This is a genomic window from Microbulbifer bruguierae (genome assembly GCF_029869925.1).
In the GTDB taxonomy this organism is placed as follows: domain Bacteria; phylum Pseudomonadota; class Gammaproteobacteria; order Pseudomonadales; family Cellvibrionaceae; genus Microbulbifer; species Microbulbifer bruguierae.
The window spans coordinates 4404525-4429781 of the sequence record NZ_CP118605.1 but is presented as its reverse complement, the minus strand read 5'-3'; the positions used below and the strand labels follow the sequence as shown (position 1 = coordinate 4429781).

Annotated in this window: 22 protein-coding genes; 2 read left to right on the top strand and 20 right to left on the bottom strand. The window is 57.1% G+C overall.

The genetic code is table 11. The features are described 5' to 3' along the window. Window positions 1-27 precede the first annotated feature (27 nt). Complete coding sequence (locus PVT68_RS18095) at window positions 28-1032, bottom strand: DUF481 domain-containing protein (protein WP_280320473.1); 1005 nt, start codon at window positions 1030-1032, stop codon at window positions 28-30. Window positions 1033-1139: 107 nt separating this feature from the next. Between PVT68_RS18095 and PVT68_RS18090 the strand changes: the two genes are divergently transcribed. After that, window positions 1140-1529, top strand: coding sequence for an MGMT family protein (locus PVT68_RS18090; protein ID WP_328517458.1), 390 nt, complete (start codon window positions 1140-1142; stop codon window positions 1527-1529). Between the two features lie 26 nt (window positions 1530-1555). Here PVT68_RS18090 and PVT68_RS18085 read toward each other — a convergent pair whose 3' ends face one another. The 7 genes from PVT68_RS18085 to PVT68_RS18055 form a co-directional block, all read right to left on the bottom strand. Next, complete coding sequence (locus PVT68_RS18085) at window positions 1556-2926, bottom strand: AmpG family muropeptide MFS transporter (protein ID WP_280320472.1); 1371 nt, start codon at window positions 2924-2926, stop codon at window positions 1556-1558. A gap of 78 nt (window positions 2927-3004) precedes the next feature. Beyond that, complete coding sequence (locus PVT68_RS18080) at window positions 3005-3499, bottom strand: YbhB/YbcL family Raf kinase inhibitor-like protein (RefSeq protein ID WP_280320471.1); 495 nt, start codon at window positions 3497-3499, stop codon at window positions 3005-3007. A 250-nt stretch (window positions 3500-3749) separates the two neighbouring features. Beyond that, on the bottom strand, window positions 3750-4742 hold the full coding sequence (locus tag PVT68_RS18075; RefSeq protein WP_407666110.1) for a threonine ammonia-lyase: 993 nt from the start codon (window positions 4740-4742) through the stop codon (window positions 3750-3752). A gap of 39 nt (window positions 4743-4781) precedes the next feature. Further along, window positions 4782-5720: a regulatory signaling modulator protein AmpE gene (ampE, locus tag PVT68_RS18070; protein ID WP_280320469.1), complete on the bottom strand. Its 939-nt coding sequence runs from the start codon at window positions 5718-5720 to the stop codon at window positions 4782-4784. A gap of 95 nt (window positions 5721-5815) precedes the next feature. Beyond that, entirely contained in the window at window positions 5816-6391 is a 576-nt protein-coding gene (gene ampD, locus PVT68_RS18065; RefSeq protein ID WP_280320468.1) for a 1,6-anhydro-N-acetylmuramyl-L-alanine amidase AmpD, read from the bottom strand. 211 nt (window positions 6392-6602) lie between these two features. Continuing rightward, window positions 6603-9050, bottom strand: coding sequence for a DUF1631 domain-containing protein (locus tag PVT68_RS18060; RefSeq protein WP_280320467.1), 2448 nt, complete (start codon window positions 9048-9050; stop codon window positions 6603-6605). 499 nt (window positions 9051-9549) lie between these two features. Further along, the gene (locus tag PVT68_RS18055; protein ID WP_280320466.1) at window positions 9550-11865 is read right to left on the bottom strand and encodes a DUF1631 domain-containing protein; all 2316 of its coding nucleotides are present in this window, start codon (window positions 11863-11865) and stop codon (window positions 9550-9552) included. A 344-nt stretch (window positions 11866-12209) separates the two neighbouring features. Here PVT68_RS18055 and nadC point away from each other — a divergent pair, with 344 nt between their 5' ends. Beyond that, complete coding sequence (nadC, locus tag PVT68_RS18050; RefSeq protein WP_280320465.1) at window positions 12210-13067, top strand: carboxylating nicotinate-nucleotide diphosphorylase; 858 nt, start codon at window positions 12210-12212, stop codon at window positions 13065-13067. Window positions 13068-13069: 2 nt separating this feature from the next. Here the strand turns inward: nadC and PVT68_RS18045 are convergent, their stop codons facing one another. The 12 genes from PVT68_RS18045 to ccoO form a co-directional block, all read right to left on the bottom strand. Further along, window positions 13070-14167, bottom strand: coding sequence for a glycosyltransferase family 2 protein (locus PVT68_RS18045; RefSeq protein WP_280320464.1), 1098 nt, complete (start codon window positions 14165-14167; stop codon window positions 13070-13072). Further along, the gene (locus tag PVT68_RS18040; RefSeq protein ID WP_280320463.1) at window positions 14155-14571 is read right to left on the bottom strand and encodes a GtrA family protein; all 417 of its coding nucleotides are present in this window, start codon (window positions 14569-14571) and stop codon (window positions 14155-14157) included. Before PVT68_RS18040 ends, PVT68_RS18045 begins: the two co-directional genes overlap by 13 nt. Further along, the gene (locus PVT68_RS18035; protein ID WP_280320462.1) at window positions 14558-15970 is read right to left on the bottom strand and encodes a hypothetical protein; all 1413 of its coding nucleotides are present in this window, start codon (window positions 15968-15970) and stop codon (window positions 14558-14560) included. Before PVT68_RS18035 ends, PVT68_RS18040 begins: the two co-directional genes overlap by 14 nt. Before the next feature lie 147 nt (window positions 15971-16117). Further along, window positions 16118-17557, bottom strand: coding sequence for an isoprenylcysteine carboxylmethyltransferase family protein (locus tag PVT68_RS18030; RefSeq protein WP_280320461.1), 1440 nt, complete (start codon window positions 17555-17557; stop codon window positions 16118-16120). Between the two features lie 134 nt (window positions 17558-17691). Then, window positions 17692-18531, bottom strand: a complete 840-nt coding sequence (locus PVT68_RS18025; RefSeq protein ID WP_280320460.1) for a sulfite exporter TauE/SafE family protein — start codon at window positions 18529-18531, stop codon at window positions 17692-17694. Beyond that, on the bottom strand, window positions 18531-18758 hold the full coding sequence (gene ccoS, locus PVT68_RS18020) for a cbb3-type cytochrome oxidase assembly protein CcoS (protein ID WP_280320459.1): 228 nt from the start codon (window positions 18756-18758) through the stop codon (window positions 18531-18533). Before ccoS ends, PVT68_RS18025 begins: the two co-directional genes overlap by 1 nt. Window positions 18759-18804: 46 nt before the next feature. Next, entirely contained in the window at window positions 18805-21333 is a 2529-nt protein-coding gene (locus PVT68_RS18015; protein WP_280320458.1) for a heavy metal translocating P-type ATPase, read from the bottom strand. 5 nt (window positions 21334-21338) lie between these two features. Next, window positions 21339-21878: a FixH family protein gene (locus PVT68_RS18010; protein ID WP_280320457.1), complete on the bottom strand. Its 540-nt coding sequence runs from the start codon at window positions 21876-21878 to the stop codon at window positions 21339-21341. Window positions 21879-21938: 60 nt separating this feature from the next. Next, on the bottom strand, window positions 21939-23354 hold the full coding sequence (gene ccoG / locus PVT68_RS18005) for a cytochrome c oxidase accessory protein CcoG (RefSeq protein ID WP_280320456.1): 1416 nt from the start codon (window positions 23352-23354) through the stop codon (window positions 21939-21941). 138 nt (window positions 23355-23492) lie between these two features. Beyond that, window positions 23493-24401 (bottom strand): cytochrome-c oxidase, cbb3-type subunit III, encoded by a 909-nt coding sequence (gene ccoP, locus PVT68_RS18000; RefSeq protein WP_280320455.1) that lies wholly within the window; start codon window positions 24399-24401, stop codon window positions 23493-23495. After that, a complete protein-coding gene (locus tag PVT68_RS17995; protein ID WP_280320454.1) occupies window positions 24398-24622 on the bottom strand; it encodes a cbb3-type cytochrome oxidase subunit 3 in 225 nt (74 codons plus the stop codon). Before PVT68_RS17995 ends, ccoP begins: the two co-directional genes overlap by 4 nt. Window positions 24623-24634: 12 nt before the next feature. Further along, entirely contained in the window at window positions 24635-25252 is a 618-nt protein-coding gene (gene ccoO, locus PVT68_RS17990) for a cytochrome-c oxidase, cbb3-type subunit II (RefSeq protein ID WP_280320453.1), read from the bottom strand. Between the last annotated feature and the right edge of the window lie 5 nt (window positions 25253-25257).

The following is a 25257-nucleotide window of genomic DNA, read 5'->3' as shown; positions in this document are numbered from 1 at the left end:
TTTTCGGAGGGTGCCTATAACTGAAAATTACCAGGCGTACCCTACGCCGACGGTCATCTTGGTGTCTTCTTTTTCACTATCCAGCGACGGCGTGTTGTCGTATTGCCATGCGTATTTCACTTCCATCAGGACGCCTTTCACCAGTGGTGTACGGACGCCGATTTCCGCATTGCTCTGGTAATCTTCACTCCGATCAAGGGACTGCAACACTTCCTGGTTGTAATAAACTTCCGGGCCCAGATCGAATTTATAGCGGAAGTCCCACGCGGTACGGCCAGCCGCATAACGTTTGCTCGCTCGTTCACTAAGGTTGGGATCGATAAAGTCGTCTTTTACACTACTCAGGCCGCCCTGAATGGAAAGGGCCGATTTATCCGTATCAGAAAACAGATAACCAAGACCGAGACCGACCGTTGTACTGAGATCAATATTTTGCGCATCTTCATGTAAAAACGCGCTGTTTCCCGCGGCAAACCACTTTTCTGCGAATATCCAGCGCAAGTCATAGGCCAGTCGGTATTTTTCCAGCCCCTCAACTTCTACGTTGTTCTGGTTCTGATAGTGTGTTCCGACAATGTGCTGGAAGTCGCTGTGACGCACATTGAAATTGGCACTGACATCCCAGTCTTCCCGCTGACGGTTACCATTTTCGAACACGCCAGAGGCACTCACATTGCCATTAAAAATCACCGGATTGCCGACAAAATTGATATAGGGTTCTGCGCGATCAATAGCAGGGAAATCCATCACCCAGCCTTCACCCTCATCGCAATACAGTTCCCACTGCTCGCGATAATGACCAGCCAGTGCACAAGGCTCGTCTCGGCCGGCAATCTTGAGGTCTTTGTCGGTTTCCAACGATAGAATCTTGCTCTTGTCGACGGTGATGTCGCCAAAGGTTTCCGATTTCCAGACTACGTGGTCCTTTTCCACCAGAACCAGCTCACCGTGTACACGATCCCCGTTTGAGAGACTGAGCACACCCGCATAAGCATGCTGCACTGAGAAGATGGCGATAACAGACAACAGCACACGAGCGATTACACCGCGGCAAGAGAGAGAGAAGGCGGGAAAAAAGGATAGTATTCTGGGTACAGCAACAAGCACGAAACAACCTTGTAATAGCTTGGAATTATTAGGTGAAAGCCACTAATAACGTTAAACGGAAATTGCCTGCAACTTCAGAAGCCAGTGAAGCGCGGGCTATGCAAAAGAGCGGTCATGATGCCACAAGTCGCATCTGCCTTGTACTCGCTAAGGTCCCGGAAGGACGCGTAGTCACCTATGGCGGCCTCGCCGAATTGGCTGGGCTTCCAAGAGCGGCAAGGCTGGTGGGGCAAACACTGCGTAAACTGCCCAAGGATACGGGATTACCGTGGCACCGGGTCATCAACGCTCAGGGAAAGATTTCACTCCCGGAACCGGCAGCACGCCGCCAGTGGAAGTTGCTCAAGGGTGAAGGTATCACCCCGATAAACGGGAAAATTGACCTGCCACGTTACGGTTGGCCCAAGCCAGATGAACTGTAGCCAATCCCGTGACCGTAATTGTGATCTCAGCCAGGCGCAACCTGCTGTTTTTGCGCTCTTTCAAGCGCCTCCTGGTCACGACCACGCCACCAGATGTAGCACGCTAGCAATACCGCAGGGATTCCCAGAATCGCGACAAGGATAAAAAATTCCTCATAGCCCTGTGCGTCCACCACCATACCGGAAAAGCCACTGATAAATTTCCCTGGTAGTGTCATCAGCGAACTGAATAGTGCGTACTGAGTTGCGGTATAGGATTGGTTGACCAAGCTTGAAAGGAAGGCAATAAATACCGAGTTGGAAATACCCGCGCTGATATTGTCAGCGCTGATTGCGATGGCCAACCAGGTTTTGTCGGGCCCCAAAGTCGCCAGGTGGGCAAACAGCAAATTGGTCGCCGCCACCATGGCGGCCCCCAGAATCAATGGCCGTAAAATTCCGAACCGAACGACCATTGAGCCGCCCAGAAAGGCCCCGAGCATGGTACACACGAAACCGAAAAGCTTGCCTATCTGCGCGATCTCGTCCTTGCTGAACCCCAGGTCAAGGTAGAACGGGTTCGCCATGATGCCCATGGCAATGTCACTGACACGGTAGATGCCAACAAAAATCAGCAAAACGATGGCATAACGGCCATTGCGCTGGAAAAATTCGATAAATGGACATGCGACCGCACGGACAAACCATTCGCTAACTTTTCCATGAGTGCCGCTACCCAGCACCCGATCCACCCATTCATGCTGAAAGACTTCGCCCTCTGCTTTGGCTTTATAGTGATCCGGCTCTGACACTAGCAGCGTGGTGATGATTCCCACCCCCATCAGCAAGGCCATCGACAAATAAGCCGTGCTCCAGCTGGCATATTCCGCGATATACAGCGCACCTGCCCCGGCAATAAGTAATGCGACCCGGTAACCGAACACGTACATCGCCGCCATCGCACCTTGGAATTCTTTATCGACCGCCTCGATACGGTAGGCATCAATCACCACGTCCTGGGATGCCGAGCAGAATGCCACCAGGACACCAAGAGCAAATACGGTAGGAAGCGCCAATTGTGGGTTTATTCGACTCATGGCGAAAAGCCCGAACGCAATGCCCAGCTGGGATACAAGAATCCAGCTGCGCCGCTTGCCCATCCACCTGGTCAGAAAAGGTAGCCCCAGGGTGTCAATGATCGGCGCCCAGATAAACTTGATAGAGAATGTAATGCCAATCCAGGCGGAAAAACCGATCGTCGTTCGGCTTACACCGTAGTCGCGCAGCCAGGCAGTGAGCGTGGAAAAAATCAGCAAATACGGCAACCCGGCGGATATCCCAAAGAAAAACATCCCCAGCACCTTCGGCCGAGAATAAACCTTGAGCGCCTCTCCCCAAGTCAATTTCTGTTTCTGCATGGGCAGACTTTGCGTCCTTTTTCTTGAGCTGGCCTGAATAGCGAACCGTTTTAGTGCCAGTCTTTACAAACAGGGCTATCAGCGGCCAAATTTCACTTCCAGCTCAGCTTCCGCAAGTTTGTTGGCATTGATGTAATAACCGACCATAGCCGCGGGGCTGTTTTCATCCAAGGGCAACTGTTCGACTTTCAGCGCGTAAACGCGAAATTGATAGCGGTGATCTCCGTGACCGACCGGTGGGCAGGCACCACCGTAGCCTGCCCCCCCGAAATCTGTACGACTCTGGGTCGCTTCAGGAATCAATCCGGATTTGGGCTCCCCGGCGCCTTCGGGTATTTCATGCACGTTTGCAGGGATATTGAATACCACCCAGTGCCACCAGCCACTACCTGTCGGGGCGTCCGGATCGTACATGGTTACGGCAAAACTACGGGTACCCGCCGGCGCCCCCTTCCATTGAAGCTGCGGCGAAATATTATCTCCGCTACAGCCGAATCCCTGATACACCTGAGCCGGTTGCATACGATCTCCGTCGGCAACGGTCGTAGAGGTCAGCTCAAAAGCTTCAGCCATAGCAGCGTTTGCCACCGATAACAACGTCCAGGCTGCCAGTATTGCCAACAGTGTAGCAGGCGAACAGAGGCGCCCCGTACCGGTATCCGAAGCACTCGTCACACGATTGAGACCTGCAAAAAGATTCTTTCCACCGCTTTCCATGCCTGGGCTCTCCTACTGATTTCCCTTTGAGTTGGTTTTTTAGGGTTATTTCATTCCATAACGACTATCCAGCGCCGCTACACTAGGGCCGCTAGAGAGTCACGCTTCATCCGCGGCCGTCCAACATCGTTGCTGCCGCAGCGAGATCCATGTTGCCGCCGGTTAACACAATCACCACCCGCTTGTTGCGAAAACGTGCGCGGTGTTCCATTACAGCTGCAAGTCCAACCGCCGCAGATGGTTCTACCCACTGTTTGGTCCGATGCCAGAGTAGTGAAAGTGCTTCCAGTATTCCCGCTTCGGATACGGTAACAATATCGTTCACATGACGGCAAATCAGTGAAAAATTGCGCACTCCAAGAGTGGTGCGAAGCCCATCCGCAATCGTATCTGGCTCCTGTTCGGTAACCCGCTCTCCACGGCGAAACGAACGCTGGGCGTCATCGGCCCCCGCGGGCTCCGCGCCCAGAACTTTTACTTCCGGCGCCAACGCAGAAACAGCCAGGCCGATCCCCGCCAAAAGGCCTCCGCCGCCCACCGGAGACACCAGTAAGTCCGGCGAAAACCCCAGCTCACGGCACTGACCGATAATTTCCTGCGCCACTGTACCCTGACCTGCGATAATGCGCTTATCGTCAAACGGAGGTACTACATGGGCTCCGGTTTCCGCGACGAGCTTTGCCAGGGTTGCCTCTCGCGCTTCCAGTGTCGGCTGACACAGAACAATATCGGCGCCATAGGCCGCCACCGCCCGCTTTTTTGCGTCCGGCGCATTATCCGGCATCACCACCTTGCAGCGGATATTTCGTTCAGAAGCAGCCCAGGCGAGCGCAGCGCCATGATTGCCGGAACTATGGGTGGCAACCAGCGCAGTAGCCTCCGGAAGCTGCAAAACGGCGTTGGCTGCACCGCGGGCCTTGAAGGCGCCAACCTTTTGCAGATGCTCGCATTTGAAGTAGAGATCCGCGCCGCAAGCCCTGTTAAGTGTGCTTGAGGTCATCAGTGGTGTCCGGTGTATACGCCCGTTAAGTCGTTCTGCCGCCGCGAAAACGTCAGCCGCTATTGGCAGATCCTGGACATCGGCACTATCAGTATTCACACAAGACCTCAGATACTCAAAAGCTAAATCGGGAACAATTTAATTCACAAACAACACGTAGAGCGCCATTAACGTAATCCACATCAACAGTGCACGGGACAGAATGGCCTGCATTGCCTCGATTTCTGCACCGCACAAACGCTGACCTTCACTGACGGCGACGCCTGCGCTGCACTCACTGCTGTCGATCCCTCCCAAGGCGCCTTCAAGATAGTATTCAAGAGCGTCTTCAGTCGCGATTTCCTTGCAGGTAAGGTGTGCTCGCCAGGCCCGATAACAGCCGGCAAAATTACCCACAATGGCGAGAGTAAATCCCATCACCCTCACTGGCAGCCACTCAAGCAGCCACAACCAGCGCAGCGCGAGCTCCACATCCGGCAAACTGCTCTCGCCATTGGAGGCGACTTTCTCACCAGATTCAGTAACGGTTACCAGCTGGCTCAGGCGATACAGCAAGGCCCCGGGGATACCCAGTAACAGGAACCAGAACAACACCACGAACAGGCGTTCAAAGGCCCGATAGGCCGCGGCTTTGAACACCAGGCGATGCAGGGAAGACTGCACGTCAGGGACCGATTCAAAAGCAGGCGGGTTGTCGGCGTGGGCCTTAAATGCACCGAGGATCGGTCTTGCCGCCTCTTGTGCGGACTCGAAATCACCCTGGTACCAGGCCCGCAGATACGACGCGAGGGATTCGTTGAAATTCCCCCGTCCGAAGCAGTACAGCAGTAGCGGCACACTAATCAGTAAAATACCGAAGCCCCCCAGCATACTCTCCGCCAGTGCCAGTACTATCGCTGCGCCCAGCACCGGGACCAATACCAGCACACCGAAGCCGATTCCCGCCCTGTCGCGGATAAAGCCGAGGCGATAGACAAGATCTCGCCACCGATAGAACCAGCTATCCCGGTGCAGCGGTCCGCCGGAACCCCATATCTGTACCAACCCCAATGCCAACAGCACAATCAAAAGCGCCATAGCACCCCCCAATTCAATATTTAATGGTTTAGACAGCACCCACCACGGCCAAAAAATCTGCCGCCTCTGCCGGATTTATACGTATCAATCAGTGCTTATTCTGACGGAGCATCACCAGTGAGCTGATCCAGGCGCAGGAAATACCGTGTCCAGTCAAACCCCGGACCAGGATCGAGCTTCCGCCCCGGTGCAATATCCGAGTGGCCGGTAATTCTGGTTTTATCAATCGCCGGATAAGCCTTCATGATGGCAACCGACACCTCCGCCAAGGACCTGTATTGCGCTTCGGTAAAGGTGTCTGTTTCCAACCCCTCCAACTCTATGCCGATGGAAAAATCATTACAGTTTTCCCGCCCACAAAACGTCGACTGTCCAGCGTGCCACGCACGTCCATCAAAGGGAACATACTGGGTGACAAGCCCATCGCGATTGATCAATAGGTGAGCAGATACCCGTAAGGTACCAATTTCGGAAAAATAGGGGTGGGCATCTATATCAAGGTGGCCTAGAAAGAATTCATCAATGTAGGATCCACCATACTCACCCGGCGGCAGGCTGATACTGTGAATCACCAACAGATCCACTTCTGCATCGTCGGGGCGACTGTTGCAGTGAGGGCTGGGCACCCGGCGTACACCGCGTAACCATCCTGACTGGACCTGATATTCCACAAACGTGACTCCGCTGAGATTTAAGCAGAGGCTTATTCTATGGAAGGGAAGAAGGAACTGCCAATAGCAGTGCCCAATTCTGCAATGAAGTGACGCCAGAAAGAATGGCTAAGAGCGGCACGAACCGCCAGCTCCGCAGCAGCACCCACGAATACTGAGAAACTGCTGAGGAGTGCAAGGCAGGGAGTTCGCGATCTCCCCCGTGAAAGTTTCAGAAGCTGATGGCGATTTTGCTCTCACCGCAATTGCCAACCACATACTCCAGGGCCCGCTCAAACAGCGGCCCCTTCTCCAGCGGGAGCAGCTCTTCGTTTCTCAACGCGTGCGCCAGCTCCAGACGAGAGTAAACGCCCACTTTGGCCCCTGCGCGGTTGACGAACATGAACTGATCCAGATCCTTGATAATGGCCGCAAGACGACAGCGCACCGGCAGTTTTTCCGGATTCCGCAACAGGAACCAGCTGTCCTTGAGGTGATAAGTCTCTTGCCAGTGACTGTCGTCCTGGGGCAAAGGCTTCAGGGCTACCGGCGGAGACACCCGAGCCTCGGTTACCGCCAGCTGGATTTCCTCCACCTCCGGCAGCGCCGGCTGACCGGCGGGCAACTCTCGGGCATCATCCAGTACGGATTGTGCAGCCTCTGTTTGCGGGGGAACCAGAACCGTTTCCTCGGTATCAGGAATAGCGATAATACTATCCGCCTCCCGGCGCAACTCCTGCACCAGCCGCTCACGAGTCCGTCGCTCGCGCTCGGATTCTACACGCTCACCCAGTTTCTGCCGCTCCCGGTACAATACCTCAAGACCGCCCTTCAGCCGCTGCTGGTCCCCAGCACTCAAAGACAGGGACTGGGCCCCATCGGTCAGACGCTTTTTCAGGTCAGGCAGTAAACGCTGTATTTTGCCACTGCTTTCCGGCATCGGCGCAACGACACTCCAGATCAGATCCCTTGCAGTGAGCACATGTTGCCGCCATACGCCGCTCTCTGTTCCCTCTTTCAGGCAGGCGCGGAAAAGCACACTACTCCAAACCCTGTTCAGCCATTCGTGCACAATTTTTGGCAGGTTTCGCTCCGCAGTCAGCGCATCGAATACCGCAGCGACACGTGCTTTCGCCGCCTCGACTCTTGCTGTGCCCTGAGCTTCGTCGATGGTGCGCCGCTCCATAACGGCCGCTCGCTTGCGCTCTCGCGCAGTAAACTCCCGAAAACTCTCCAGCAGACGTTCGAAAACATCGTCATCCTGATCGTATTCAGCCAGTACGCCTTCGACGATGGTGCAAACTTCCCGATACAGCGGATCATTCAGGTAATTTTCGCTGGGTTGCCAGCCAATTGCTGCATCCGCCAGCTCATTCAACAGCCGCCGAGCCGGGTGCCCGCCCTTGGAAAAGAACCCCTTGTCCGCCACGGCCAATTTCAGCATCGGCAGCTGCAAACGAATCAACTGCACCTTGATGGGCTCGGCGAGGTTGCGATCTTCGAGCATGAACGAAAACAGCATATCCACCAGCCGAATGACTTCGCTGTCCAGTTCGTGCAGAGATGCGGACTGCTTGGCGGCGACCAGTCGCTCTTCGAGCATCTGGGTGACATTTACCAGCTGTCCGGTCGCGCCAGACTGCATCGGCAAACCCATTTGCAACTGACCGAGGTGCTGCAAAAGTGCCGGTGTCGCCATTGGCGCGGCACCGGATCCCAGAGGCATCAGACCCGGAGCATAGTTTCCAGCCTGTGCCGAACCGGGACCACCACTGGCGGCCCCTGAATAGGCCGCCTGCATCTGTAGCTGGCCCGCTTGACCGTAGGGCACCTGACCCGCCTCTGCCTGGGCGGAAAACGTCGACGACTCACCGGCAGGCGCTTCAGGTGTGGCACCTGAGGCCGTAGCCTGGCCCCGGGCGGGTTTCCTGCCCTGGCGGCGCAGGGGGTCTTCAATCGTAGGCAGTACACCCTGCTCCACCAAAAGACGATTGCTGGAATCCAGCAATTCACCGAGACGATTGATCAAATGCAGTTCGAATTTTTTCAGGACCGTCATTCGCGCCCGCGGCGCCATTTCCACATCACCGAGCACATCAGTGAAAGCTGCACACACGGCCCCCGGACCAAGAGGCAGGTTTTCGTCGTAGATTTTGCTCGGCAGCAAGGTATCCAGGCGAAGGGACAGCGAGGCGATGGCCTCGGCGTGATCACGCTTGATGTTTGCCACCATGGTGCGGATGGCCACCTGCTGCTCCAGGTCGTCATCATTGACTAGCGACAGGTTTTTGAGTTTAGAAGACTCCAGCGCAGCTTCTTCGCCGGGAATATCATTTTTCGGAGAGTGAAATCGCTCCTGTACACCGTCACAGAAACCATCCACCAGATTGCTCAATTCGACCCGCAGTGCGCGAATGGCGTGAAATAGCCGGTCTTGCTCTTCCTGCTGATGGGCCTTTTCGGCCATGCCAAACAGAGAATCGTCGACTTGGGCAAAAACCTCACCCGCCCTCGCCTGCAACCACTCCACCGCCTTCTGGCTCACCAGATTCACCGTTTTGGATAACTGCCGGCTGGTAGCCGCGGCAGGCTTTCCAGCGGTACGCCCAGTACCACTCTTTCCGCCATTGGTGATGACAAATAGTTCTTTTATATTGTTATCCATATCGTCCTTGCTCACCCAGCACGCCCTCCTGGCCATGGTTCAGAGTGTACCGGTCGCGGGGGGTTACTCCTGTTACCCGTACATCCCGCAACGGGAAGCCTCCATTGAACATCTAAAAGAGTACCGACTCCAGATACAACGGGCATTAGCGCCCCTTGCAATGGTTTACTGCAATCGGCACACGAACAAATACATCAAGGAAATAAGTGCCAAACGGCAGTGACATCCAAAAGAATCGGAACTGGTACTCAATATCCTGCAAATAGAAGCGACAAGCAAGTGCCCAAAAGGGCCAATTTTCGCCATTTTCATTGAAAATTGCAGGAATTTACCAAAAAGACAGGAGAGGCATTCAGCCGGGCTGGCAGGACAAAAAAATGCCGCCAAAAATCTAAAGCGCCCTAAGGCTATTACAAAAAGATTATTACAAAAATATGAAAGTCCACAGCGACCTTCTCATTCGAGGAACTCGCTGCGGAAACTGAACCAGCTGCCCGAGCCATATTGACAGGCGTTACTTCATTTCTCCACGGGATTTGCGCACAGTGCCTATGACCGACTGCAGTGCACGCTCAAACAGCATGCCGTCATCCAATGGCATCAGTTGTGCGTCGCGCAGGGCATGAGCCAGCTCCAGGCGGGTAAACTCAGCGACTTTTGCGCCGTTGCGGTTCACGAAGATAAATTGATCGATATCCCGGATCACCGCCGCCAGCCGGCAGCGAAATTGCTCGTCATCACCACGCTTGAGTTCGAACCAGCTGCCCTGTGCCAGACGAAAGGTCTGTTGCCAGTGAGAGTCCGACTCCGGCAGTGCGTCCAGCTCCGCGGCAGATTCAGACTGCAATCCAGCATCTGCCACCGCCTGTTCCAATTCTTCCATTTGCGGAAGCGAAACAATTGTGTCGACCGCTTCTGACTGGGGAACAACTGGCTGTTCAACCGCCGTTTCTGCGGCCAATTCACGTCGGGCCTCTTCGCGTACAGCCTCCCGAATATCCTCGCGGGCCTTGCGGCTACGCTCTTCGGCAATGCGCTGCGCCAGCGCAAACCTCTCGCGATAGACCTCTTTCAATCCGGCAAACATCCGTCGGGCATCGAAGCTGTTCAGGGAAACCGTATCTACCCCAACTTTCAGTCGCTCCTGAAGTGCGGGTAGTAACCCGAGCAACTGCTTGCGACTTTCCGGCATCGGCGCATGCACGCTCCACACCAGATCACGGGCCGTACGCACATCCCGGCTCCAGCTTTCGCTGTTGGTACCCTCTTTAATGCAGGTGAGGAACAACATGTTGGACCAGACTTTTTCCAGCCACTCGCCAACCACCGGCGGCAGGTCGCGCTCGGCCATCAGTGCATCCATCACCGCGGCAACCCGGGCGCGAGCCGCCTGGGCCTTGGCCTTGCCGTCGGCCTCATCGACGATGCGCTGCTCCAGCTTCTGCGCACGTTTGCGCTCACGCTGAATGAACTCCCGGAAGGACTCAAGCAACAGGGAGAAGATATTGATATCCCGGTCAAATTCCGCCAGCACCCGCGCAACCACTTCACTGATCTTCTTGAACAGCGGATCGGACTCGTGGTCAGCCTTCGCCTGCCAGCCGGTGGCGGCGTCCGCCAGTTCATTCAGTAACCTGCGTGCAGGGTGCCCGCCTTTGCTGAAAAAGGACTTGTCGGCGATCGCCACCTTGAGCAGTGGTAGCTGTAGACGCCCGAGCTGCGACTTGATGGGTTCCGCAAGGTTGCGATCTTCAAGAATGAACGAGAACAGCATTTCCACCAGTTTGATGATGTCACTGTCCATCTTTGCCAAAGCGGCGGACTGCTGCGAATCCACAAGACGCTGCTGGAGCAGGTGATTGATATTCAGCAGCTCAATTCCACCCTCGGCATAATTCTGCGGCACCAACGTCTGTAGCGCGCCAAGATGGGAAAGCAGGTCCTGGGCACCCATCGGCACAACACCCGTTCCCAGGGGAACAAGCCCGTGAACCCCGGTCGCGGCGCCCGCCGTTGAAGCGCCGCCCATTGCAGTGCCAAGGTTGCCGGTCTGAGGCTGGGCAGCTACGACCCCGGCGGTAACAACGGCACCTTGCGCAGGCTGGGGCTGCCCCGGACGCGAGGGGCGTCCGTTACGACGTTGCTGCCTTAGTGAAGGCAGCACGCCTTGCTCGATCAACAGGTCGTTACACTGGTCGTAGAGCTTGCCCAGGTCCAGCATCACCAGCTGCTCGAATTTTTTCAGCAGAGTGAGGCGTGCGCGAATATGCAGATCGAGTTCGCGGGACGCCTCGACAAATGCGTCACAAATAACATCTGGGCCCAGGGGATTGTTTTTTTCGTAGATTTTTACGGACAACAGGGTATTCAGGCGCAGCGCAATTTCTGTCAGGGGTTCGGCGAAAGCGCGTTTGGCATGGGCAACCATGGTATCCACCGCCACCAGCTGCTCGAGATCGTCGTTGTGCACCAGCGACAGGTTATCCGCTGAATAGGGATCTTCATCAACTTTCGCCGGGTCCTTAACAAGAAACGCTCGGGCGAAGTTGTCTGCAAACTGTTCAACAACTTTGCGGCGCTCAACACGCAACAGCCTCAGCGCCTGAAACAGGCCGTCCTGCTCATCCCGACCGTGGGCCTTTTCTGCCATGGCAAAGAGAGAATCGTCCACCTTGGCAAATACCTGCTTGGCCTTTTCCACCAGTATGCCCCGCGCTTTTTCACTCACTGCGGCGACTTGTGCCGGCAGCCGGGAAATGCGATTCGCCTCATGATGCTCGCGCTGAGCCTCGTGCAGGGAAATCACCTTTGTGGAATGGGAGTCTTTCATTGCCTTGAGCTCCGCCCAGCCATGGGATGAAATAGAGGTAGGTCGACCGCTGATTCTACGGACTTCCGCGCCAACGGCACAACCTGACGTCAAATTGCAAGTTCATTTTTGCGACTATGTTCACAGGCCCTCACTAATCGACTCAAGTAGCGTGGCCCTGGTTCCCGCTTACTTGAGAGCAACTTCACAACAGAGTGAGCGGATACGGCCCGGACCTCTTCTGACAACAGGCCCTGGTTGATACCATTGCACCCCGGGCAAGTTGCCTGCCGTTACCATATAGACCGTATCTACATAGACTCATTGACATAGACGGCATCTACCGCTGATATCGAGGTATGCGCATGACCCCCTCCTCCACCGCCATCCCCAACCTAGTCGAGGACATCCGCCGGGCGGTTTCCAATGCCCTGGCCGAAGACATCGGCGATGGCGACATTACCGCACAACTGATCCCCGCAGAGCGGCAGGCCCGGGCGCGAGTGATCACCCGCGAGGACTGTGTATTCTGCGGCAAAGCCTGGGTAGATGAGGTATTCCACCAGCTGGACCCGCAACTCACGATCAATTGGCTGGTAGAAGATGGCGACCACGTCAGCGCCAAAAGCACCTTGTTTGAACTTCAGGGCAACGCCAGAACTATTCTTTCTGGCGAGCGCTGTGCGCTGAATTTCGTGCAGACGCTGTCCGGCACGGCCACCACCGCGGCCGAATATGCCGCCCTCGCCTCTGGCTCAGAGATCAGGATTCTCGATACCCGCAAAACCATTCCCGGTCTGCGCACAGCACAAAAATATGCGGTGCTTTGTGGCGGCTGTAGCAATCACCGCATTGGCCTCTACGATGCTTTCCTGATCAAGGAAAACCATATCGCGGCAGCGGGCGGTATTAAAAATGCCATCTCCCAGGCACACCAGATCAAACCCGGTGCCCTGGTAGAGGTGGAAGTGGAAACCCTCGCTGAACTGCAACAGGCCCTGGATGCCGGCGCCGATGTCATCATGCTGGATGAATTCACCGACGAGATGACTGCCGAAGCGCTCAAGCTCGCCCGCGGCCGCGCGAAAATTGAAATCTCCGGCAGTGTCGATGAAGCGCGACTAAAACAGTTATCCGGGCTGGCGGTGGATTACATATCTTCCGGCAGTCTTACCAAGCACCTGCGTGCCATCGACCTGTCTCTGCGACTGCTTTCTGACTGAGGTTACGGCCCGGAACCCGTGGTTACCGGCTTGTGTACGGGCACTCGCGGTGTCGCGCGGAACCGCACTTCCTGCTCCGGGCCCTGATCCAATGCCGGCTCCGCCCCAACAACGTCACGCACATGGAAGCGCGGACGACGCTTGACCTCTTCGTAGATTTTGCCCAGGTACTCACCAATCACCCCCAGGCAGAGCAACTGCACACTGCCGATAAACAGTACCGGGACCATAATTGACGCCCAACCGGGCACCACGCTGCCCGAAAACATTTTCACAAACAGTACCCAGGCAATCAGCCCCAGCGCCAGTCCGCCGGAAATAAGCCCCAGCAGTGTGATGGCCCGCAGTGGTGCAATGGAAAATGCGGTCACCCCCTTCCACGCCAGCGACAACATACGCCGCAACGGATATTTACTCTCACCGGCCAGCCGCGCCCTGCGGGTATAGCACACGGTCGTCGCGGTAAAGCCAAGCTCCCGAACCATACCGCGCAGAAACAGGTTGGTTTCCGGATATTGCAGCAGGGTATCCACTGCCCGCCGTGACATCAGGCGGAAATCCGCATGGTTGAACACCAGGTCCACGCCCAGGGCCTGCATAACGCGGTAATAGCCTTCCGCCGTCACTCGTTTGAACCAGGTATCGCTGTCGCGCTGTTCGCGCACCCCGTACACCACCTCGCTCCCCTGCCGATAGGCGGCGATCATTGCGGCAATATTCTCGGGCCCATCCTGCAGATCGGCATCGATACTTACCACCATATCTTCGGAGGTCTGCGCCAACCCCGCATAGAGCGCATTCTGGTGTCCGCGGTTTCGGGATAGCGCCACCGCAACAATCCGCGGGTTTTCTGCCGCCAGCTTTTCCAGCATTGGCCAGGTCGCATCCCTGCTGCCGTCGTCAACAAAGTACAGCTTTGACGCAGCACTGATCTGCCCGCCGTGTTGCAGGCGATCCAGTGTATGCAACAACTCGCCGGTGGTATCTTCCAGCACCTCTTCCTCGTTGTAGCAGGGAACCACGATTGCCAGCGATGGCAGCTGTGCTTGTTGCGCCAGATCGCCGGCAGAAGTTGTAACGCCGTCCTTCAGGAATTCCATTGTGGCCCCCGGTAAATCCAGAATTGCTGCAAGAGGAAATTGCTTGCCAATGTCACCAGTGTTGCCCCGGCCTGCGCCAGCAGATACGGCAAAAACGGCAGCAACAGAGTGAAACACAGGGTATTGACCACGAGTCCCAGGCCCGCCACCAACACAAACTTAGGCAGTGCCTGACGGTGAGGGAGGTCCGCGGCAAATGTGAGATAAAAGTTAAGAAAGTAATTCGCCACTGAGGAAATACTGAAGGCAATCGCCGAAGAAAGAATTTCGTCCACCCCGAACAATTCAACCAGCGCCACCAGCAAGAGGTAGTGCAGCGCCGTGGCCACTCCACCAACTGCGGCAAAGCGCCCGAACCGCCCCAGCAACTGCTTCAGATACACGGTTCTGTCATACCGCTGCATCGTCTTTTTCCCGTTCTGGCAATTCCGCGGAATTAGCAACCACGCGATTTTCAGGCCGCTGAATTCCAGCCACGGGCAATGCCTCAGTCCGATCCAGGCCGCGTTGCGCGGTGCCAGTACGGCGGCGAATTCCCACACCTATCAGCAATAGCGCCTGCACCAGCAACAAGCCCTCTGCCGGTTTGCGGTAACGCCCTTCGTTGACAGCAATGGGCAAGAACCCCTGCACCAGAATCCAGGTCATCAACACTACCGCAAATAGCCTTGCACCGCGCAGGCGCCGCCAGTACACCGCGGTAGCGAGCAGTAACAGCACGGTAAGTGGCGCCCAGATCCAACGGCTGTGGTGGTTCAGATTCGCCAGCCAGCGCTCGCGATTGTTGTCCGGCCAGGAGGAGCCAAAAAACAGGTAAATCAGGTTTTCCCCGGTCAGATCCAGGTATCGCTCCAATGTCAGCGGATACCGGGCGATGGCCTTTTCCCAGTCCTGACTGCCGTTTTCGATGTGAATCCGCGCCTTGACCTGTCCATCCCGCGCCGTAGTCCAGTCACTCAGGGGCTCCAGAGGCTTTTCGCCGGTAGAGGGTGAGCCAAACCCATAAGTCCACTGCGCGCCGTCACGACTGTAATGCACCTGAATTTCCCGTTTGCCGGAACGCAAATACAGCGCCACCAGCTGCCCGATACCATGAGGGGAAATCATATGCATGGTGGCATAACTGCGGTAAGCCAGAGGCCCGAGAACCAGCGTCAGCAACAGCAGGCTGTACCCTGCCTTCGCAACTTTCTGAGGCTGTAACAGCCACACCCAGGTGGTTACCACTGCCGCCAGGGGGATGGCGATACCGCGGGTCAGACCCGCCATCACCCACAGTGCCACCATCAGCAGAAAACTCGCGAGTGTCTGCTTCCTGCGACACCGCCAGCTGGCATACAAGGCCGCGCCCAACAATGGCAGCAGCAGGGTTTCCTGCATGAAATAACCGTAGATGGCAATCCAGGAAGGCAACAGCGAAAGCGCCGCCCACACCGCGGTAGCCTGCAGGCGACCAGGCAGCAATTCGCGGGCGAAGCGATACCAGATCCAGGGCGTCAGACAGGCGAGCAATGCGGTATAGAGCGCGACGAGTAACGGCTCCCCCAACGTCAGTTTTGCCAGCACGCCGATGTAAATCTGGTACATCACCGGATCCGTAAGGCTCATGGGGTCCCGACGCAGGGTTTCGCTGCCCTGCTCCCAGTGTCGCTGGGGATCACTCCAGATCTGATGGATGGGGTTGTAGGTGAATATGTGATCGACCCGCAGCCAAATGCCGGCAGCGATCAGTAGATATAGTGCGGCGTACATCCACCAACGTCGATCGATACGCCTTGCCTGTACAGGTACCAGGGCCGCCATTAGCGATCGCCAATACGCAACCCCAAAGCCTGCAACAGCCTTACACGCCCAAAGGCTCAGCCAACTCCGCGCAGATACGCGAGCTCCGTGATCACCCCAGCTCATATCACGCCCGTCCTCGGTATTCGCCAGTCTTCACCCACTACCTCAGGTACTTGCCGGATTGGTAGAAACCTGGCTTCCAGACACCATCGGCGCTGGTGGCTCTGCATTGGCACCGGCGAAGAACAGTCGGCCATTGCCAAACTGCAAGCGCGGGAACCAGCGCCCCAGGAACGCAAAGGTTCCGCGCTCGGCAATATACTGCGCGTAGGCGACATAGGTGGGATCCCAGGACAAGTGCCGCTCTTCGGTGCGCGCGCGCATGAAATAGATAAAGTTCACCATCAACAACAGCAAGGAATGACGCAGCGCCTCGGGGGCGCTGGCACTGACCATAAATGGCATGGAAATCATCCACCAGGACAGATTCTTGCTGATGTAGGCGGGGTGCTTGGTGTAACGGTAAGGCCCGTTGGTCAGGATGCCCCGGTGTGTGAGATTGGAGAACCGGATGCCAAAGGGAATACTCGCCCATACGTAGATAGCGATCAGTAGCAGAATCACACTGCCCCAGATGCCATACACCAGCGGCGTATTCCAGAACCAGTAGCCCCAGGCAGGGACCTCGTCATATTTAAGATAGGTGCCGGAAAACAGGCTCCAAAACGGCTGGTAACCGATCAGCGCCACCCCCCAACCGAGAAAGCTCGGCTCCGCGGTGCGGATATGGGAGTCGAACAGTCTCAGCGTGCACACATAACCCACGGTGACGAACAGCAGGTCGATATAGAACAGAAAATTAAAGGTGAAATCGAACACCGCTTTAAAATTGTTGGTCAGGCGCGCGAAATCAAATCCCAGCAGGGTCGTCAGGTTGTTGCCCAGATATACGAACATCAGTGGCAGGAAAAACAGCTTTACCAGCCAGCCCAGATACAGCTGACCGATCGTCTTGCCGGAAATACCGGAGCGCTGTCCCAGCAGCCAACTGCCCAGTTGCCAGTAACCGTCTTTAGGTTGCGCCATAGCGCCGTCGAGCAGATAAAAATACGGTACCGCCAGCAGCAACCACCAGGGAAGTACCGCGCGTACCACCGCGTAGTAATTGTCATAGAAGGAGCCGTGGTACTCGGGGAACAGCCAGTACACAAAGGCCACCGACCCCACGCTCAGATAGAAACCCAGCAGTTTTACCGCCGTACGGCGCAGACTGTGGTTTTTGCGGCGAAAGTCGAGACCCGCGGAGGGATTGCGGTGGGGTTTGAGGAACAGCCACTCGAGCAGGATGATCGGAAGCGCCAGCGCCACCGCGACAATCACCAGAGACTGGGTTTTGATGTGCAGGTCCTGACCGTATTCCCGCAACCAGACAACCGCCAGCAGGGAAATCCCCAGCGCACAGAGGTTAATCCAGATACTGGTGGGGGAATCCGGGCAGCTGGGGAGCACCCCCGTCGCGCTCTGCGCCCTCTGTGCCTGCACCGGAGACTTCCTGGCGCCGTGGCCACCACCATCGCGATTGTTTGCGTTTTTTATTCTTTTCATAACGAACCCAACTGACATCCCGTGACCATCAGCCCAGCAAAAAAGGTCTGAACAACGGTCATAATTGCGGCAGTTTACCTAGATCCGCGCCACCTCGCTACGCCGGAGGCGGACCCGCTGCCACTTGCTGCGACTCAGTCGCCACTCCCGGCGCCGGAATGATGGTGGAACCCCTCATGGTGACCTTCATGATGCGGGTGACCAGTACCCGGCATCGGCACTTCGCCAGCCGGCTCCTCCGGAACGCGTTGGTGGTGCTCGTGGTGCCCGTCACCGTGATCGCGGTGTGTGCCACTGCCGTGGTCGTGACCATGCCCTGCAGCGCCCCACAGCGTCCACAACCCAAACAACAGAACCAGCAGCGCCATCCCGAGCCGGACGCCCGGCTTCTGCACCAGGGTGCGCAATTGTGCGGCAGCGGCGCCGGTGGCGAGCACTGCCGGCACCGTGCCCAGGCCGAAAGCCAACATCGCCAGTGCCGCCTGTTCACTGCTCCCCTGTGCCAGCGCGAATGCCAGAGCACTGTAAACCAGACCACAGGGCAGCCACCCCCACAACGCGCCCAGTGCAATCGCCTGGGGAGTGGAATGGACCGGCAACAGTCGCCTGGAGAGCGGCTGTATCGCACGCCAAAGCACGGCACCGCCACGCTCCAGCCACACCAGCCCGCGCCACCAGTCCGCCAGATACAAGGCCATGGCAATCAACATCAACCCGGCCACCAGCCGCAAGGGCGCAAGGCTGTTGGCAATATCCGTGGCCAGATAGGCCCCCAGCGCACCGACCAGCAAGCCCATCGCCCCGTAGCTCGCCACCCGGCCGGCGGAATAGCCGATCAGTCGCGGCCAGGCCGGTTTCTGCCCTGGAACCGCAAGCCCCAGCGCACCGGAGATGCCCCCGCACATGCCAATACAATGGCTGCTGCCGAAAAAGCCAATTGCCAGCGCAGCCGCCAGATAACTCCAATCCGCCATTAACGCGGCCCCACTTCCGAATCACCGGATCCGTTTGTGTCAGCATCACTGGTATCAGGCTGTTCACGACGATCACTATTCGCTCGCGGCTCATCGTCGAACAGGATACGACGACCTTCCGTTTCCAGGTCGTCGTACTGCCCGCTGTTTACCGCCCAGAAAAACAGTTTCAAGGCACCGGCAACAAATACGATAACAATGGGGACCAGCAGGAAAATACTGTCCACGTTTACCTCAACAAATACATTCAGTGATTTCCAGGTATCCGGCAGGCTATATCGCCGGTTGCCAGCGGGATAACCGCAGGGCATTGATCACTACGATCAGGGAACTCAGCGACATGCCAATCGCCGCTGCCCACGGCGGCACCAAACCGAGAAAGGCCAGCGGCAGCGCCAGTGCGTTATACAGGATCGCCCAGGCCAGATTCTGGCGAATGATTGTGCGGCACTTCTGCGCCAGCTCAAAGGCCCGCGGCAGTGCCTGCAAATCTCCCTGCAGCAAAATGGCATCCGCGCGAGACTGCGCCAGATCCGCCGCAGACATCATCGCCACCGACACATCCGCACCGGACAGCACCGGCACATCGTTGATACCGTCACCCACCATGAGCAAGCGCTCACCCTGTGCCTGCAAATGCTGCAAATGCGCGAGTTTGTCCTCGGGCGAGGCCCCAGCCCGGTAGGTATCGATTCCACTCAATGTGGCGAGACGCGGCACTTCCGCGGACTGGTCACCGCTCAGCAGTTCGGCCTTGAGCCCCAGTTCCCGCAACGCCGCGACGCCTGCAGGCGCGCTTTGGCGCATCTCATCACCCAGCCCGAGCCAAGCCACAGCACCACCGGTGTCTCCCAGCAGCAGCCACTGTCCCGGTTCCTCCGGTATCGGCAGCGTCTGCACCACACCGTCGACGGTTTCTCCGGTAGCACCCTCGAGAACAAAGTCCGCGCGGCCAAGCCGATAATTGCGGTCGCCGCAGACACCACTCACCCCACACCCGGTCACGCTCCGTAGTGCGTGCGCGCCTCTGTTGCCAACCCAGGGACGAAATGCCTTCGCCAGCGGGTGGCTATTGTGGGCTTCGAGCGCGGCGGCGATATCCCGCACCTCTTCGGCAGTAACACCAGCACGCAACAACTGGACCTGTCGCAACCGCGGCTCACCTTCGGTCAGAGTTCCGGTCTTATCGAAAATCACCCGGGTCAGGCGCGGCAGAGTCTCCAGCACATGGCCTTTCGCCACCAGAAGACCCAATTGCTGCAGGCGCAGGGTTGCCGCCGCCAGCGCCGCAGGCGTTGCCAGCGACAAGGCGCAGGGACAGGTCACCACCAGCACCGACAGCGCGATCCAGAAGGCGCGATCCGGTGCCTGCTGCCACCAGAATGCAAAGGCCGCTACCGCAATACACAGGATTGCGGCAATAAACCGCCCCGCCAGGCGATCGGCCAGAGCCACCTGGGTGGGCTTATCGAGCTGGGCGCTCTCCACCAGTTTTTCGATCGCCGACAGGCGCGTTCCCTTGCCCGCCGCAGTAACCCGCACGGTAAGTGAGGAATCCCCATTGACGCTACCGGCAAACACTGGCGAGCCAGCGGCCTTTTGTTGCAGAGCGGATTCGCCAGTGAGCACTGACTCATCGACGCCACTTTCACCGTCGACCACTTCGCCGTCCGCGGCAATCGTGTCTCCCGGCCGCAACAATATCCGGTCCCCGGCTCGCAGAGCCGCCACCGGCACCGACTCCACATCGCTGCCGGAACCCTCCTTCAGCCGCAACGCCGCCAGCGGCAGCAACTGCGCCAGGCCACCACTGGCCAACCCCGCGCGGTGGCGAGCACGCATTTCAATGGTGCGCCCCAGCAATAGGAAAAAAGTAAACATTGACACCGATTCGAAATAAACCTCGCCGGTTTCGAACACCGTGGCGTACACGCTGGCGCCGTAGGCCAGGCCAATGGCGAGGGACACGGGCACATCCATCACCAGCTGCCCACTGCGTAAGGCACGCCAGGCCGCCGCGAAGAATGGCTGGGCGGCGTAACACACCACCGGTGTGGCCACGATCAGGGACACCCAGCGGAAGAACTGCTCAAACTGGCTCTCGATACCCTTGCTGGCGCCGAAGTAGAGCGCGATAGCAAACATCATTACCTGCATGGTGCCGAGGCCGGCCACACCGAGACGACGTATCGACGCGCGCTTTTCCTGCTGCATCAGGCGCTCGCCGTTTACCGCAGTGGCCGGCGACGGGCGGTATCCAATCGCCGCCAGCGCGGCGAAAAGCCGGCTGACCGGCACCCGTTCAGGATCAAAAACAATTTGCGCGCGATGACTGCTGGCATTGACGGAAACCCGCTCGACACCATCCTCGCCCAACAGGTGCTTTTCGATCAGCCACACACAGGCCGCACAAGTGATACCGGCAATCAGCAGGCTGGCGACCTGCAGCGACCGGTCGCTCCCGGCTGACCGCGGATCGTCCAAATCCCGTACGAATTCGCTCTGTACTTCCTGGAGATCGTACGCACTCCAGCGTTCCTGCTGTGTGGTGTTTTCCGGTCGCTGGCTGTTTTGCTCGCGGTAGCGGTAGAAGTTATCGAGCCCCCCGGCCACGATGGCGCCGGCGACAGCCTCACACCCGGGACAACACATGGGGCGAGCAGCGCCGCCAATCACCACGGAAAAGCGGCTGCCATCGACCACCGGCAGACCGCAGTGATAGCAATCCGGTTGATTAGTTGCTACCCGCGTCGCAGCGGCAGCATCGGTGGATCCGAGTTGATCAGTCTGCAGTTCGGACATGGAGCTCACTGCTCGACGGGGTTCAGGGGCACTCCGTTGCCGATGTTAAAGTTGATTTCCCCTTTCAGACGCCACTGCGCGTCCTGAAACCGGTCGGGATCCAGCTCCGGCATCAATTGCAGGTACCAGCGATGCTGTAGCTTCGCGTGAATTTCACCGCGATAGCGGCCAGTGGAAATTTCCTGCAACACCACGTGTTCATCCAGATCCGCTTCTACCGGATGGCTGAGGGTGAGCAACAGCTTTTGCGGAAATTGGATATCACCGCGGAGGTCGAGAGAGACGGTATTGTCTTCCGGGGAAAACAGCAGCATCGCCGCGAGGTTCATCGCCTTTGCGCGCTGATCCTGGTCTGCACTGTAGTGATACATACGGCTGTCTTTGTAGTAGGTATCACTCACCACATCGTCGCTGTGGCGCACCGCAATGGAAACCATCACTGCGGATACAATCACCACCACAAACAACGGTGCCATCACCGCCCAGAACCAGGGTTCACGATACCAGGGCGCGGAACCGCCCTGCTTACTGGAATTCTGCTGCACGTTTTATTTCAACCATCGAAAATTATGAATATGAGAGCCTGCTAAAGCCCGTGAATGAGGTTATTCAGGCCCGATAAACACCGTTTTGTGGCGATCTTCCAGCTCGGGATTGTCCTTCGCCTGGATCACGATCTCGATATCGTGCTTGGTCTCTTTGAGCTGGGCCTTGGGCACACTCACCCGAATGGGTACGGAATAGACTTCCCCCGGGGTTACCAGAACGCTCCTCTGCATACGCAGGGAGTAGTCGTATCCTTCATTGCCTTCCACCCGCACGGAAAATTCATGGGGTTTCTGGTCCATATTGTTGATTTTGACGGTGTAGACATTCTGCACCATCCCCTGGGAAATCCGGTACATGCGCGCACCGCGATCCCGCAGGACTTCCGCCTGTACCGGTGAGCGGGTAATGACCTGGTGACTGAACAGGCCCACCATCAAGAGCATAACCAGAGCGTAACCCAACAGCCGCGGACGGGCGTAGTTGGTCTTGCCGGTTTCCAGCTCATCCTCCGAGGTGAAGCGAATCAGGCCCCGGGGATACTCCATTTTGTCCATCACACTGTTGCAGGCGTCGACGCAGAGGCCACAGTTGATGCACTCGTACTGCATTCCATCGCGGATATCGATATCCACCGGACATACCTGTACGCACCAGTAACAATCAATACAGTCACCCATGCCCTGGGCCTTGTAATCGATATTTTTCTTACGTGGTCCGCGCGCTTCACCACGGCGGGCATCGTAATACACCGCCAGGGTATCTTTGTCATACATGACAGACTGGAAGCGCGCATAGGGGCACATATACTTGCACACCTGCTCACGCAGGAAACCCGCATTCATGTAGGTTGCGAAGGTAAAAAAAGCAACCCAGAAAACGCCCTGGGGATGCGCCTGAAAGGTGGCGAGATCAACGACCAGATCGCGAATGCCGTAAAAATACCCTACAAATGCCAGCGCCGTGGCCAGCGCAATAAACAGCCAGATGGCATGGGTACCGCCCTTGCGCAGAATTTTTTCCGCACTCCAGGGTGCAGCATCCAGCTTCATACGCTTGCTGCGATCCCCTTCGCACACGCGCTCCGCCCAGATGAACATCAGCGTCCATACGGTTTGCGGGCAGGTAAAGCCGCACCACACTCGCCCCAGCCAGGTGGTAATCGCAAACAGTGCGAACGCGGCTATGATGAGCAACCAGGCCAGCAGGAAACCGTCCTGGGGACCAAAGGTGGTCCAGAAAATATGAAACTGCCGCGCGGGTAGATCGAAATGCACCGCCTGATGCCCATCGATATTGAGCCAGGGGATAAAGAAGAAAGCCAGCAGCAGCGGCAGGCCAGTGTACTTGCGGATTCTGGTGTAAACGCCGCGGATATGACGGATATACACCTTGTCGTCGGACTCATAGAGCATGCGATAGCGCACTTCGCCATCACCTTCCTGCTCTTCCCGGGTCGGTATTCTATCGCTCACGAAACCTCTCTTTCCCGAAACCGCGCCGGGATATGACTGCAGCTACTGCATATGAGGCTTGTTATTCTTCCCTGCGGCGCCCTTCCCTGAATACCGGGAGATGGCCAGCGGCCACCACCCGGCGTTCATCAAAACGTCTTACTGCTGAACGTCATCCTGACGGGACAGGCTGTAGACATAGGCAGCTACAAGGCGAATTTTGTCTTCTCGCAGCTTATCTTTCTGTGACGGCATATTGTTGCTGCGGCCACCGCGTATGGTGTGCTGAATTTCTTCACGAGTGCCACCATACAGCCAGATATCGTCGGTCAGATTGGGCGCGCCCAGAGCGATATTACCCTTGCCGTCCATACCGTGACAGGCCATGCACACGGTGCCGAATATCTGCTTGCCTTTCTCTGCCTGAGCCGCATCGTGCTCCAGACCATTCATTGCCAACACATATTCGGCCGCATTTTTCACGCCTTCCTCACCGATCACCGGCCCCTGCGGCGGCATCATCCCCTGACGACCATTGTGCAGGGTCTCCAGGATTTTCTCCGGGGTACCGCCATACAGCCAGTCGTTGTCGGTCAGGTTCGGGAAGCCGTAATTGCCGCCGCCATCGGCACCGTGACACACGGCGCAGTTGTTAGCGAAAATCCGCGCGCCCATTTTCAGCGCCTCGCGGCTCTCGGCGATTTTTTCCAGCGGCATGTCCACGTACTGGCCAAAGGATTCCTTGAACTCAGCCTGGGCTTCCGCCTGCTCTTTCTTCAGGGCGCCCACTGAAGTCCAGCCACCGATGCCCTTGAAATTGCCCATACCCGGGTAAATCACCAGATAGGCGGCAGAAAACACCAGCGTCGCGATAAACAGCAAAAACCACCACTTGGGCAGTGGGTTGTCATACTCCTCAATACCATCGTAAACGTGGCCGGTAGTACGGTTTTCCGGATCCTGCTGGTCGTCTACCGCCACTTTGCGGTTTGCGAAGAGAACCCAAGTTACCAATCCGAGATTGGCGAGGGTGAGCACAATTACCCAAGCACTCCAAAATGCACTCATTTTTCCTGCCCCTGTTCCTGTTTCTTGCCGGCCGCATCACCGGTGCTGTTTTCGCTCTCGGGAGCGGTTTTGTCAGAAGTCTGTTGCTCGTCTGCAAACGGCAGTTTGGCGTCCTCTTCGAAACGCTTTCTGCGCTTCGGAGAAAATGCCCACCAGCAGACTGCGAGGAACGCAAGCGCTCCTAACACCACTGAGATCTGCCGCAAAATATCAATATCCACCGTGAACCCCTTTTAGCGTTTCTGCTGTACCAGGGTGCCCAGCTGCTGCAGGTAAGCGACCAGGGCATCGATTTCCGTTACCCGACCACCCACAAACGGCTTGCTGGCGTTGGCAATATCTTCGTCGGTGTAGGGCACACCGGCGATACGCATCGCGCGCATTTTGGCCGCGGTATGCTCACCACTGACCACATTGTCAAACAGCCACGGATAGGACGGCATGATGGATTCCGGTACCACGTTGCGCGGATTGTACAGGTGCGCGCGGTGCCACTCGTCAGAGTAACGGCCGCCCACACGAGCCAGATCCGGGCCAGTGCGCTTGGAGCCCCACAGGAAGGGGTGCTCGTAAACGTGTTCCTGAGCCATGGAGTAGTGCCCGTAACGCTCTACTTCGGCGCGCAGTGGGCGAACCATCTGTGTATGACACACATGGCAGCCTTCGCGAATATAGATATCGCGACCTTCCAGCTCCACCGCACCGAGCGGCTTCAGGCCGGCAATTGGCTCATTGTTGTTGGTGGTGAAAAACTGGGGAACAATCTCCACCAGGGCACCAAAGCTGATCGCGACGACGATCAGTACCATCATCAGACCGATGTTCTTTTCAACTATGTCATGATTCTTCACGATCG

What these genes read in the sequence shown, in the direction of transcription:
- PVT68_RS18085 (WP_280320472.1), bottom strand. Translation starts at nt 2,926, where the DNA reads ATGCAGAAACAGAAATTGACTTGGGGAGAGGCGCTCAAGGTTTATTCT.
- PVT68_RS18080 (WP_280320471.1), bottom strand. Translation starts at nt 3,499, where the DNA reads ATGGCTGAAGCTTTTGAGCTGACCTCTACGACCGTTGCCGACGGAGAT.
- ampE (WP_280320469.1), bottom strand. Translation starts at nt 5,720, where the DNA reads ATGGCGCTTTTGATTGTGCTGTTGGCATTGGGGTTGGTACAGATATGG.
- PVT68_RS18055 (WP_280320466.1), bottom strand. Translation starts at nt 11,865, where the DNA reads ATGAAAGACTCCCATTCCACAAAGGTGATTTCCCTGCACGAGGCTCAG.
- nadC (WP_280320465.1), top strand. Translation starts at nt 12,210, where the DNA reads ATGACCCCCTCCTCCACCGCCATCCCCAACCTAGTCGAGGACATCCGC.
- PVT68_RS18045 (WP_280320464.1), bottom strand. Translation starts at nt 14,167, where the DNA reads ATGGAATTCCTGAAGGACGGCGTTACAACTTCTGCCGGCGATCTGGCG.
- PVT68_RS18040 (WP_280320463.1), bottom strand. Translation starts at nt 14,571, where the DNA reads ATGCAGCGGTATGACAGAACCGTGTATCTGAAGCAGTTGCTGGGGCGG.
- PVT68_RS18035 (WP_280320462.1), bottom strand. Translation starts at nt 15,970, where the DNA reads ATGGCGGCCCTGGTACCTGTACAGGCAAGGCGTATCGATCGACGTTGG.
- PVT68_RS18030 (WP_280320461.1), bottom strand. Translation starts at nt 17,557, where the DNA reads ATGAAAAGAATAAAAAACGCAAACAATCGCGATGGTGGTGGCCACGGC.
- PVT68_RS18025 (WP_280320460.1), bottom strand. Translation starts at nt 18,531, where the DNA reads ATGGCGGATTGGAGTTATCTGGCGGCTGCGCTGGCAATTGGCTTTTTC.
- PVT68_RS18015 (WP_280320458.1), bottom strand. Translation starts at nt 21,333, where the DNA reads ATGTCCGAACTGCAGACTGATCAACTCGGATCCACCGATGCTGCCGCT.
- ccoP (WP_280320455.1), bottom strand. Translation starts at nt 24,401, where the DNA reads ATGAGTGCATTTTGGAGTGCTTGGGTAATTGTGCTCACCCTCGCCAAT.